This window comes from Candidatus Vogelbacteria bacterium (assembly GCA_021414225.1).
Lineage (GTDB): Bacteria > Patescibacteriota > Minisyncoccia > Phycocordibacterales > XYD1-FULL-46-19 > JAIOOX01.
The window spans coordinates 268,277-280,254 of the sequence record JAIOOX010000002.1 but is presented as its reverse complement, the minus strand read 5'-3'; the positions used below and the strand labels follow the sequence as shown (position 1 = coordinate 280,254).

14 protein-coding genes and 1 tRNA gene are annotated in these 11,978 nt (G+C 40.2%); 7 read left to right on the top strand and 8 right to left on the bottom strand.

Annotated elements, in window-relative coordinates; translation table 11 throughout:
• Positions 1-77 precede the first annotated feature (77 nt).
• A tRNA-Glu gene (locus K8Q91_02185) sits at positions 78-152 on the top strand.
• On the opposite strand, the gene K8Q91_02180 is transcribed toward K8Q91_02185, so the two are convergent.
• The 3 genes from K8Q91_02180 to K8Q91_02170 form a co-directional block, all read right to left on the bottom strand.
• Positions 112-1,821, bottom strand: a complete 1,710-nt coding sequence (locus tag K8Q91_02180; protein MCE9628783.1) for a recombinase family protein — start codon at positions 1,819-1,821, stop codon at positions 112-114. The genes K8Q91_02185 and K8Q91_02180 overlap by 41 nt on opposite strands.
• Before the next feature lie 312 nt (positions 1,822-2,133).
• Complete coding sequence (locus tag K8Q91_02175; GenBank protein ID MCE9628782.1) at positions 2,134-2,802, bottom strand: HTH domain-containing protein; 669 nt, start codon at positions 2,800-2,802, stop codon at positions 2,134-2,136.
• Positions 2,803-2,827: 25 nt separating this feature from the next.
• Positions 2,828-3,082, bottom strand: coding sequence for a hypothetical protein (locus tag K8Q91_02170; protein MCE9628781.1), 255 nt, complete (start codon positions 3,080-3,082; stop codon positions 2,828-2,830).
• A 448-nt stretch (positions 3,083-3,530) separates the two neighbouring features.
• Here K8Q91_02170 and K8Q91_02165 point away from each other — a divergent pair, with 448 nt between their 5' ends.
• On the top strand, positions 3,531-4,448 hold the full coding sequence (locus tag K8Q91_02165; protein MCE9628780.1) for a DUF4238 domain-containing protein: 918 nt from the start codon (positions 3,531-3,533) through the stop codon (positions 4,446-4,448).
• Positions 4,387-5,382, top strand: a complete 996-nt coding sequence (locus K8Q91_02160) for a hypothetical protein (GenBank protein MCE9628779.1) — start codon at positions 4,387-4,389, stop codon at positions 5,380-5,382. Before K8Q91_02165 ends, K8Q91_02160 begins: the two co-directional genes overlap by 62 nt.
• 73 nt (positions 5,383-5,455) lie before the next feature.
• On the opposite strand, the gene K8Q91_02155 is transcribed toward K8Q91_02160, so the two are convergent.
• The 4 genes from K8Q91_02155 to K8Q91_02140 all read right to left on the bottom strand — a co-directional run bounded on the left by K8Q91_02155 (position 5,456) and on the right by K8Q91_02140 (position 7,186).
• The gene (locus K8Q91_02155; GenBank protein MCE9628778.1) at positions 5,456-5,755 is read right to left on the bottom strand and encodes a DUF305 domain-containing protein; all 300 of its coding nucleotides are present in this window, start codon (positions 5,753-5,755) and stop codon (positions 5,456-5,458) included.
• Positions 5,756-5,913: 158 nt separating this feature from the next.
• Positions 5,914-6,285 (bottom strand): hypothetical protein, encoded by a 372-nt coding sequence (locus K8Q91_02150; protein MCE9628777.1) that lies wholly within the window; start codon positions 6,283-6,285, stop codon positions 5,914-5,916.
• Between the two features lies 1 nt (position 6,286).
• Complete coding sequence (locus tag K8Q91_02145; protein MCE9628776.1) at positions 6,287-6,895, bottom strand: hypothetical protein; 609 nt, start codon at positions 6,893-6,895, stop codon at positions 6,287-6,289.
• An 18-nt stretch (positions 6,896-6,913) separates the two neighbouring features.
• Positions 6,914-7,186 carry a metal-sensing transcriptional repressor gene (locus K8Q91_02140; protein ID MCE9628775.1) on the bottom strand — a complete coding sequence of 91 codons (273 nt, stop codon included), beginning with the start codon at positions 7,184-7,186 and terminating at the stop codon, positions 6,914-6,916.
• A gap of 443 nt (positions 7,187-7,629) precedes the next feature.
• Between K8Q91_02140 and K8Q91_02135 the strand changes: the two genes are divergently transcribed.
• Both K8Q91_02135 and K8Q91_02130 read left to right on the top strand, forming a co-directional pair.
• Positions 7,630-9,840 (top strand): AAA family ATPase, encoded by a 2,211-nt coding sequence (locus tag K8Q91_02135; protein ID MCE9628774.1) that lies wholly within the window; start codon positions 7,630-7,632, stop codon positions 9,838-9,840.
• A gap of 7 nt (positions 9,841-9,847) precedes the next feature.
• Complete coding sequence (locus K8Q91_02130) at positions 9,848-10,147, top strand: collagen-like protein (protein MCE9628773.1); 300 nt, start codon at positions 9,848-9,850, stop codon at positions 10,145-10,147.
• Between the two features lie 225 nt (positions 10,148-10,372).
• Here the strand turns inward: K8Q91_02130 and K8Q91_02125 are convergent, their stop codons facing one another.
• Positions 10,373-10,675 carry a hypothetical protein gene (locus K8Q91_02125; GenBank protein ID MCE9628772.1) on the bottom strand — a complete coding sequence of 101 codons (303 nt, stop codon included), beginning with the start codon at positions 10,673-10,675 and terminating at the stop codon, positions 10,373-10,375.
• 287 nt (positions 10,676-10,962) lie between these two features.
• Here K8Q91_02125 and K8Q91_02120 point away from each other — a divergent pair, with 287 nt between their 5' ends.
• Positions 10,963-11,475 (top strand): cytochrome b5 domain-containing protein, encoded by a 513-nt coding sequence (locus K8Q91_02120; protein MCE9628771.1) that lies wholly within the window; start codon positions 10,963-10,965, stop codon positions 11,473-11,475.
• Between the two features lie 8 nt (positions 11,476-11,483).
• Positions 11,484-11,900 carry a hypothetical protein gene (locus K8Q91_02115; GenBank protein ID MCE9628770.1) on the top strand — a complete coding sequence of 139 codons (417 nt, stop codon included), beginning with the start codon at positions 11,484-11,486 and terminating at the stop codon, positions 11,898-11,900.
• Positions 11,901-11,978: the final 78 nt, after the last annotated feature.

Here is an 11,978-nt window from a genome sequence, read left to right as displayed (position 1 = left end):
ATATATAATATAAAAAGTCAATACTGACTGGAAGTCAATAAAATAATGTGTTATTTTGTAAGGGTTAAAGTCAATTTGGCCCTATCGTCTAACGGTTAGGACGGAGCCTTCTCAAGGCTTAAATCGGGGTTCGATTCCCCGTAGGGTCACCAGTTGGGTTTTATTACCCTTAAACTCTTCAGAAAGCTTGAAAAGAGCCGTTAATTTTGGTGTTCCATTAAGTATTTCGTTATAGGTCGGGGTTTGTTCAAAGAACAGACCCAAAAGAGCACGGCGACCCTGTAAATCACAAGCTTCTGTAAGGATTTCCGCCGGGTGTTCCATTACGTATTTTGCATAGCGTACAAAGACACGGATACTCTTCTCATTTACTTCAATTTCCATTCGTTGGCTCTCTGCTCCCTTTATCTGTTCATCCAGTTCAGCAATTTGCTGTTCAATCATTTTCCTAGTGATTGGACTTTCAGCAAAACCGAATGCTTCCAACTTTTGGGCCAACTCTGCTTTTAAATCAGATACCGTTCGGCTTATTGCAGAAGATTCGAGTACAACTTCTTTTTCTCTTTCTCGATATTCGCTAAGTAGGTGCAATTCCAATCCTGCTAAAAATCCATCCTCGAATTTCAAACTGTCTAAGTAATTTTTCACATTACTCTCAAAAGTTTTCTTATCAAGACGGAAATATTCATGTGCTCTGTCGCCTGATTTTGAACCACCACAATGATACCCATGGAACTTAGCACCCGACTTTCCAGTAGACGGACTACCGAGCATTGATTTATTGCAGAAAGGACACGCTATACATTTCCATGGGTACATCGGATTGTCTCTTAGACGCTTTACACGGCCCCAAGGAGAGTAGTTGTAGAGCACTTCAATCTCGTCACCCTCTGATACTTTTATGTAAACTTTTCCACGATTGGCTCGATTGAAAGTGTCTATAGAAACAATGCCGTCAAAGTACTGCGTTCTGACCGGCTTGTGTTTATTCCACTTCTCACAACTTACACCGGCATACTCTGTTTGGAGTAAATATCGTTGCATCTGCTTTACAGTAAGAACCTTACCGCCTCTGGTTCCAATTTTTCGAGGATGTTCTGGGTCACTCCTATCCCACCGTGTATAGATATTTGTTTTGAAACCTGTGGCATTTAAAATGTTGACGATTTGCGTATCATCAATACCATCTGCTCGGAGTTCATACATCTTTTGAAAATAATGAGCTTTTTCTCCGGCTTCTCTAATGACCCTATCTTTTCCATTAATAAAAATACGCTTGTTATGTAATCCATCAGGTGCGCGTCTTACAGCAAACCCCTCTTGCACAAGACGGATTTCGGCACCTACCATTCGAGTTAAAATCTCTCTTGCTTCTGCTTTTCCTTGATATGCCGAAATCATTTCAGCAATTTCACTTGGAGAATACATGCTCCATTTATATTTTTGACCAAGGTGGTCGAGTGTGTTTTGTATCGGCTGAATTACGCCGTAGGAGTCAATAATTTGAACTCCTAGTTTTTCTAATTCTGCTTTTCTTCTTTCGTATTCGGGATAGCCGGCACGGGTAAATCGGTCAATGCATTTAAAAATATAGTAATGAATTTGATGAGGATATTTCTTAATAAAATCTATGACTTCATCCAAATCATCTCTTTCTGTAGTTGTTGCTGAATGTGGTTTTCTAAAAACATGCGCAACTGTTGCGTTGTAGCGCATTGCTGTTGCACGACCAATAACCTCTTGGTCTTCCAAGCTTCCACCTTTCAACTGTTGCGGGTCACTAACGCGACAGTCAATTATTGCGTATTTGGTCGTTTCCATAAATTATTGGTTTCTCATTCTGCCTACTCTCTTTTAGTTTTCGGCTCCACATATTGAAAAGAGAACCAGCAAGTTGAGCTGAAAGAATATTGAGACGCTCAATCTCTTTTTCTGTGAGTTTGTCGCCAAGAGGTCCAAGTGCTTTTTTAAAATCGGGCAACGATACCATGCCCTAACTCTATTGAAGCCACCCCGTACCTCCGCAATCCCTCGTGCGTACGGAACGAGAAAACCTAAAATCCCTTGTTTGCTTAGTTCTCTGCGAAGTTGTTAACAGCTATAGCCGTAGTAGTTTCGGTGAGGTATACCTCTTTAGCTTTCTTGGAGAGTGACATTCGTTACTCGGTAACCGGAAGCATTGTCACTTTCAAACAATGCTTCACGCGACAACTCCCACTTTTTGGCGATAATGTTTCTAATCTCACCTATCCTTTTTCTCACTATTGGAGCCGAGACATTCAGCTTTTCCGCAAGTTCCTTTGTTGCAATGTATCTGTTTTCCTTAGCTAACAAGTAAAGCAACTGGTAACGGTTGCTATTTCTTTTGAGTGAGTGCCTATTCTCTGGCCCCGTACCCTCTGGGTAGAAGAAGCCCTGACTGTCGAGAATGAATTGGACCGCCTTGGTTTCTCTCTCAATTCTTGACCTCACAGAGCTTTGATAGTCCCTGAACTTATTTTGGTCCTCAACATAGAACCAAACATAAAGTTCGTAACTAACATGGGTCGGGTCAGCTGTGTTTCGTTCGGGTAATCCTTGCCGAAACTCAATCTTTACATTTCCCCCTGTGTCGTCAGTGATTTTCTCAAAACCCATTTTTAGCAAATCCATATCGCTTAGAAGTGGGTCGAAGCGGAAAATCTCACTGGCACCCAAAAAGAATGTTTCCTTGTCCGCGTGTGACCTGTATTGCGTCTCTACAAACTCTAAGATTTTTGCAAGACGATTAAGGGTCTTGTTTTGACTATGGGACGCTATCATTCTCTAATTCTAGCTTATTCTAAGCTTAAAGAATATTGAGTTTGTCGTCCGCGATTTCCGTTGATTTCTTGTCAGCAAGTATCTTTGCTTTCAATCCAACGAGCTTTTTCTTTAACACACGCTTGGCATTTTCTTTTGCCTCCGGCGTCTCGAAGCTTTGTGCCTCGAACGCTTCAATTAGCGTGTCCATTTGCTTCAACTTCTTTTTGTTCGCCATTATTTGCACAGGGGCGGCGATTGCAAGAAGTAGTAAGAGCAGAACAATAATTACTACGAGCATAATTTATAAAACTAGGTGGGTAATCAGCCCAACCCCTTTTCTGTTCGACAATACAAAAAGGGAGACACTCGGAGCCGGCGTCCCACAGTACTGAATTGCACGAGGCAACCAATTGTGGCGGTCGAATGCCCCCCTTTCAGCCCGCAATTGGGCTTCCATAGGAAGCAAAAGACCTCGTACATTATTCGACTACTGTGGGACGCATGATTACTATACCATTTTCTTACGGTTAGAAAAAGCATCTTTCCTAAAAGAGCTTGCAGAATATAGGTTTTGTAAAAATGCCTAACCTTAAAATCTCTTTATTTATGCAAAACCCTTGATTTATTGGCTTTAGAAAATCGTAAAAGTCGAAAATACATTGAAAGATATAGGTTTTTTGAAAATGCCTAACTCCAATTAACGCCAAATATCTATTATTCTGCAAATACCCTATGATATAGAGACAATGTCAAACCCGAAGAACCAGCACACCATTCCGAAATGTTATTTAAAGCAGTTTGTAGACCCAAAAGTACCGAGCAACTTCGGGCCGTGTGTTTGGATTTTTGAGCGTAAAAGTAAGCGAGGCAAAAGGCAGAATATCCGTAGCGTGCTCACGGAAACAGATGTTTATACATTCCAAGGTGACTATTCTATTGAAAAGTCGTTGGCGCAACTTGAAAGTGAGTATGCCGACATATTTGAAAAAAAGATTAAGCACAAGCTCCCGCTTACACCTTACGAGCACGCTATTTTTTGTGCGTTTGTCGCCGCCATGCTCCAGCGAACCTTGAAGCAGAAAGAACACGTTGAGAACCAAATGGACCAAATGATTGGTTGGGCAAAGCAACTCGAAACAGTGCACGGAGCACCGGCAAAATCTTCTAAGGAATGGGAGGAAGCAAAGAAAGATGCTCACAAAATGAGCGTAATAGAAATGGCCCCTAAAATTGCGGAAATCCTATCTAAAATGAATGTTGCATTTCTCTGCACGAAAAATAAACGCGTGTCTTTCATTACGTCAGATGCACCCGCATACCTATTCAACAGTCAGATGCAATTTCAACGTTTTTTCCCTCCTGCGTTTGGACAGAGAGGGGTCGAAGTGCGAATGCCACTCTCACCTGAAATCTCTGTTTGTTTCAGTTGGATAAACAATGTTCGTGGATATTTGTTTGCTACCGAAGATATGGTGCACAATGACAATCGAATGGTCTACGGATACTCACATCAATACTTCATTGCAAACTCGCCAAAGTTGAAGAGGCGCTGGTTCCGAAGATTGCCACTTGACCCCGTTTTCCTACTACGCTTTTTAAGGCATGAAATTCCAGCTCGTATCGCGCGATTTCGACAACGTGAATACTATGCCAGACCAAAATAAACTGAAAAAAGCAGTCGAGCTGTATAACCTCGGCGAATATGATGAAGCGAGAAGCTTGCTTGAGACAATAACAACGCAAGACCCCTCTGTTCGGATTAATGTACTCCTTGCAATGCTAGGAGTTTTAGACCATGTCACCGAGGGAGACAAACTACTCGCTGTCGCAAATGAGGGGATAGAAATTGCTAAGCGGACGGGAAACGAAAGTGTACAAAGCTACCTGTTGGGTAAAAAATGTTTCTTTCTTGGACTTAAATTATCTGATGCAATCTACAGGCAAAAAAACTTGATGCTTGCTTCAGAGGTCTTTGGATGGATAGGTTTTTCGACCGAGAAAGATAAGAAAGAATATGAAGCGTTAGGCGAAAAGCGTAAAGAGCTTGAACGTGAGGCAGACACGACCCTTGCACTTGTTATTGAAAGAGCAGAACAGGGACTGGACCACGAGTTTCGAGGTCATGCATTCTCCACGATTGGAGATGTATACAGCCACAAATATCTGACTGATAAACTCGATTTTCAGAAAGGCGGAAAATTTAAAGCCAAGATTGCAAATACACATTTCGTTCGTCGGTGGAACCTAGACCTTTATCTTTATCGTCGCGAAGAGCGCAAAAAAATTAACCTGTCTCGCGACAAATGTATTCAGTATTTTGAGAAAGCAATTGTAGAGTTCAAACTTGCGAATAAGCCATCGGAACAAGCACATACTATTTACAACCTTGCGACAAAAATGCCCTCATTCCAGCGTTTTCGTCGAGCAAATAAACTTCTTGTTGAAGCAAGGGCCATTGCCAATCCGGCAACTGATAATCGCTTGATAGAAAAAATTGATAAGTTTGAAAAAGATATCGTTCATAAAAATCGAAAACTCCGCGATTACGTCCGAGAAATGGGATTAGATATGCCAGACGGGCAACACCCATCGCTTTAGTGTTCTCGGATTAGCCCAATAAACAAAATGACCCCGCAATTTGCAGGGCCATTTTTACCTTATCTACTTTTAATTAGTTGTTGGTCTCGCTCCCATACCATGCTTCTTGCCACGCTTTCATATCTGCAATTTCTTTATTTTGTGCAGAGATAATTGCGTTTGCCAGAGTTTTAATCTCGGCGTGCTTAGCGTTCTTCAAAGCCAATTGCGCCATCTCTACCGCCCCCTGATGGTGCATTATCATTTCACTGATAAATGCCTTATCGAACTCGTCGCCTGTCTTACCGTTCAGTTCAGCGTTCATTGAAGCCATCATTTCGGCCATGCTCATAGAGCCACCGCCATTACCCATCATTGAGCCGTCAGGCATCATATGACCCCCTGCGGCGCTTTGTGGGGCCGTAGGAGCTTTGTTTGTACCTACGACATAACCAAGTCCGAGACCTACAATGAGAGTAACAATTGCGATAATAATTCCTGTATTTTTTTGCATGTATTTTAAGATTAATTAATAAGAGAGATTACAAGTGGCTAGGGTGCTTTTGGGTTAAGTATGCCGCTAGAGAATAGTTCTTGGTATAGATTAGGTCTGTTTAAACCGGGACTACTCCTAGGACCAACCTTGCCTCGCAAGTCGGGCGGTTTGTCGTAGTTAAACCAATGTACAAAGAATAAAGCGGCTATAAGAACAAGTATAAAAATGGACGGCAAAACTCCTGTAAACGCACTTTGCCAAGCGGAAATATGGTCAAAGATATTCATCTCGCATATTGCTTGCTCTCCCGGCATGAATGGACACCCCGGCTCGTGGTGATGTCCGGTCATTGCAAACATTCCAAAACCCGCCATTCCTACAAAGGCAACGAGTGCGAGAGTTAAAATTGTTTGTTTTAGAAATTGCATACTACATTAAGAAAAACATTATCCCTGCAAGTGCCGCCATTCCAAAATCTTCAATCAAAGTTACTTTCGTGAGAGGAACTTTTAGGAACGTACCGAGACACGCACACATAAACTCCTCTTTCTTAGCAATTTTGATTGCTACCCCAAGACCACTAAATGCCATTACAACGAACTCTGCGACTAAGAGTTCACGAGAGAACGGTATAAGTATCATTGCTAGCCCAAAGAATAATTCTATAAACGGATAGACATATCCATACCACGGCGCTTTTGTCGCCAAGAGGTCATAGGTTTGATACCCGTGTGCAAAACCGGGTAGGTCCATCAGTTTGAAAGTGGCAAACGTAAGGAAGAACCCAATCATGAAATAGGACATGCTCTTTTCAATTGCAAAGACACCTAAATTAGCATCGTGAATTGAAATGGTAACAGATGCAAGGAGAAGAACGGCTCCAATAGCAATAAGGGGCATGTAGCTTTTCCACGTGAGATTTCCAAGGCCTTTGTCGTCGGTCATATGGTGGACTTTTGGCGTTGAGTTTTGCGGTACGAGGTCCATATGACACTTCGGGCATTTGCCCGGTTTATCGCTCACTACTTCTGGGTGCATGGGGCATGTATACATAAATTATTTTTTGCGTTGGGCTAGCTTATAAACTTTAAGTATTTCGGTTGCGGCCTGTTGCTCCTTACCGTGTTTTATTTGATGTATAACGTGGGTAGTGAGGTGATTTTCAAGTATTAAATCTTCCACACCAGTCAATGCTTCCTTAATAGCAGAAGCTTGGGTGATGATGTCTATACAATATTTTTCCTCCTCAACCATTTTCTGTAGTCCCCGCACCTGACCCTCAACGATTTTTAAGCGGCGGGCGGCTTTTGTTTTAATATCTTGTCTCATATCTACTAGTATACCCCTAGGGGGTATACGTAATCAAGCATAGATACGTGCTTTCTTGTTCTAATACCACTTGGGTAAGTTCAAATGATTCCGAAAGCTTGAAAATCCCTCTAAGTAAGGACTAATTCTCGCAAATTACCCAAGCTTCCGAAAACCTCCTCCCATCTAAGGACGGTGCTTTTCATGGTGTTCCATTCAAAGTACAATGGGCTCACAAAAGCGCGCCTTTAAAAAGGCTGGACTGCCTCAGGCTTTTTCGCTTTTGTGAAGCCGGAGACATGTTTTTGTAGCAACAAAAAAGTCGAGGCCGGGTCTGGAAAATTTGTTTTTGACGAAAAACAAATTATTGTGGACCACAACAAATAGAAAATCACCAACAACAGCTAGCACGAGAAGTATGCAAAATATACTTCATTTGAGGTTATTTTTGTTAGAATATAAATGTGAAAATAAAGAAAATCCAAAATATCAAATGTGGTGCATTTAAGAACTTCATCTGGGATGCGACCGTTGGAGATTTTCACGACAAGGTAAATATTATTTTGGGATGGAATGGTTCTGGAAAAACAATAGTTTCTAGAATAATTAGGTCATATGAAAAAGGGATAATTAATTCTGAAGATAAAATTAACGGTGCACAATTTACTACTCAATTTGATACCGGCGCTAAGAAACACAGTGAACTTTCAGGTTTCACTGATAAGATTCGCGTTTTTAATGAAGACTATATAAAAGAGGCAATTGACCAAACCCATCTCCCATATGTTGTAGCAATTGGTTCCGCTGGTGTTGATTTTTCAAAAAAAGAAAAGGAACTTGAAGGTGCAAAGGAAAAGCTAAGTAAACTAAAGGCCTGCAAGAACGAGTACGATGACATATCAAAAGAAGTTTCTGAAAACATACGAAAAATAAGTGGAATTGGACATTTAAGGAAAGATCCTGTGGTAGAAAGTAATGGTTTATATAATTCTTATATCAAATCTTCTTTTGAAAAAAGAATAGAGTGGCTATCAAAAGCAATCATCGAAGGAAAACAAGTTGATGACTTTATAAGTGAGGAATCTGAACTAAAACAAAGAATATCTACTTTATCTAATCTATCTGTAAAGGAGAGAGAGTATAAGACTTTGAAAAAATGGAATGATTGGGTGGTTGAAAAAACAGATAAAATTAATAAATACCTCACTTTTATTCCTGTTTACAAAGAATCAAAAAGACTAGCAAAATATTCTGACGGAAGTCTAGAAGAAAAATGGGTAAGGGAAGGAATTGGTATTCATAAACTAAACGAAACCGAAAAGTTAAACCACTGTCTTTTTTGTGAGTCAGAAATTACCAACGAAGACGAGTTATTGAAACATTTTTCTGAAGATGTAATGGAACTCAGTAACGCCTTGGATGGAATAAGTGCAAAAACTGAGAGCGCAATAAGTGAGATTGGAATATGCGAGAGTTTTTACGTTACTAAAAAGGAAACCTTAGAGACTCTATTTCTCACATTACGATCTAGAGTGGAAAAAAAGAGAAAAGACATAAAAAAAATAGTCGAAAAAATAACCTTTGATGATCTTTTTGTCGAAGAAGAAACTTTCGACGTTGGTTCAATTGCTTGGAGTATCGAAAAAGATTATGTCGCAAGGGCATATATAAAATACACCTCAAAGAAGAAGGAGTATGAAGACTGTCAAGCAGAAAAGTCAAAGCACGAAGGAGATATAAAACTAATTGAAGAAGATTTAAAAGAGCTTAAAAAGGTGGCTAAAAATGTTCAAATTCCTGCAGATAGAATAAACAGACTACTCAAATCGACTTTCCCATATAAAGAAATATCTTTGGATGATTCAGATGGAGAAGTTGGTTATGTGCTCAAACGTGATGGTGCTAAGTGTGAACTCAGTTCCTTGAGTGAGGGAGAGAGAAACTTCTTAGCTTTGGCATATTTTCTTTTAAGTATCAATGATGAAGATAATCAGATTGATAAGAATTCCGTTATAGTCATTGATGATCCTGTTTCAAGTCTTGATTCTGACTCACTTTTTCAGGTGTTTGCAATACTATCGGGAGAAATTGAAAGTCGTCCTGACAGACAATATTTCATTCTTTCTCACAATTTAGATATTTTTGGCCACCTTCTCCAAAGTTACAGAAAAGACGGAAAAATTAGAGACGATTTAGTTAAATTTTTTCAAATCTCACTAAAGAATACCGGCTCAACAATTCAAGAGTTGGATGACAACCTTAAAAAATATAGATCTGACTATTTATATTCAATAACAAAATTGAATGAAGTGAAGGACAGTATAGACTTAGACGATGCTATTTTGGCCGCAAACTTACTCAGACGAGCTTTGGAAACATTTCTACACTTTAAGTATGGACACGGCGACCTGAAAAGCAAACTTGCTCAGCTGTACGCCAAATACAAAAAATATAGACTAGACAACTCAAATCCCGCAGACAAGGATGTTATAGAACAAGAAGTCGCTCAAGAAGAGAAAGTGATGTATCGATTTATAAATCATGGTTCACATGAATTTTTAGGGTTTGATAAATATGATGTAACTGTCTTGCAGGCAAGTTCACAAAGAATTAAAAATTTCTTTGAAGTGATAAAAAGTGTTGATAAAGACCATTATGCAACCTATAATATTTAATCTATCTATGACAAATTATTTATATGAACAATCGGGGAGTGCTATAGGTTTCTACAGGGATAAATTCATTTACGACATGAAGGGTAATCCTGTGGGTCAAATTAATGGTACCCATGTGCACAAATTAACTGGTCAATACGTTGGTGAACTCGAAGGAGATATGGTTTTAGATAAGAGGCTCGGAAATTATGGGAATATTGGAAATCCAGGGAACCCAGGAAGTCCCGGTTCACCAGGAAATCCTGGGAACCGTGGTAATCGTGGCTATACAGGATATGAAGAAGTCTTTAAAAGGCTACTTGAATAACTAACGCTCTAAAAGGCTCATTGGGATCTCTAGATTTATAGTCGAAATGACCTTATTTGGTAACACATCGGCTGGGTTCTATCTCGAAAAGGTTCACTCGTCAAAATATCTATTAAAAACCTGAAGCTAAAAAGGTTTGATAATAAAAAAGTAAAAGAAAAACCGCCCCACCTGGAATTGCGCGGGGCGGTTCTCGGGAGGGGCGGGGGTCACAGATTGTAAAGTTCAATTAAGCATCGAGTGGTAATTTACACTACTGACACGTCCACCCTCAAGGTCTTCGAGATCGGCCGGTCGTACCAGGTAGGAGACGTTGTTTTTCACCCCCGCCTCGGATTCAACGACGGCGCTGAAGACGTATCCACTGACTCCTCCCATTCGGGCCCAGTCTTTCTTCGTGGTAACCACCCCCTCGAAGTCGTCATTTCTGACCAGCTTCCGTTTCAGGTCACGGCGGACCATTTCCTGAGCAGTATCGAAGAGGATCTGGCGAATCAAGTCTGTTAAACCAGGACCATGATTCATCAAGCAATAAATGGTACCCATGTCGTCCCTTTCTGTTATGGAGTTAGTAACGTAATCACCAAAAATCCTGACCAGTATTATATACAATAATATCTATTTAGTCAATGGTATCTTAAGCTGTTACATTTAGAATCCTTCACACCTCCAAACTCCCTCAATAACCCATACCACCCAACCAGTTCTCTGGTAAGTTGGTCCCAGTTCCGTCTAATTAGGGTCACAAAAGCGCGCCTGTAAAAAGGCTGAACTACTTCTTTTTATATTATTAATTTAGGTATAAAATAGTAGGTATGAATACAAAAATACTCATCTTTACTGTTGTGCTAGTTTTTGCTTTTTTTGGTGGAGCCTATTTTATTTTATCCCCAATAGCTAAGCAGGAGCTTGATGGTCCGGTAGTAGAACAGGAAGCTTCTAGTACTCCAACCACTATGGTTGTTGAAAAAGTGTTGGAGAAAAAACCTGTAGACAAAGAGCCTTCAAAGGCGCCTAGCCCTGTTTCTGTTACAGCTCCACTAGTCGTTCCGGTTAATACTAGTACTGACACCCCTGCGTCGCCGGTGGTTGCTTCTGGTTATACTATGGTAGAAGTAGAGGCTCATGCTTCGGCTGACTCGTGCTGGTCCGTGATTGCTGGAAATGTGTACGATCTAACCGCTTATATTCCCAAGCATCCAGGTGGTTCAGGTAAGATTCTAAAAATTTGTGGTAAAGACGGGTCATCTCTATTTGAAGGTCAACATGGGGGTGAGTCAAAACCAGAAGCGATTTTAGAAAATTATAAAATAGGAAAATTACAATAAATAAAAATATGGACTTTGGCTTTCTTCATCTAGTCTCTCTTATTATCACGGTTCCGGTAATTCTATATGCCGATCATATGGGTTTTCAGTATTTTACTGGACGCAAACTAGTTCTCGATCGAAAAAAAGTAGAATGGTCTCATTGGTTGGTTATGCTAGGAATAAGTTTGTTAATTATCACAGGTGTTGCGGTAATGGTACCAATGTGGGCGGTTATCCTTACCAAGCCTTTATTTTATGCAAAACTTGCCTTTGTTTCTACGCTCTTAATTAATGGTATTTTTATTAGCCAGCTGATGCGCAAAGCCACTATCACTCCATATATAGAGCTTTCTAAGGAGGAGAGGAGACTATTGTTGTTATCAGGGATGCTATCTGGAGGCGGTTGGGTGGCGTCTGTTCTTATTGGTTTTTTCGGATTATAAAATTTCTGTCACTTTTGTCACTTTTTGTGTTTCCTGAAAAGAGTTCTGGATGCGGGTCTATCTGTAATTTTGTTAAAA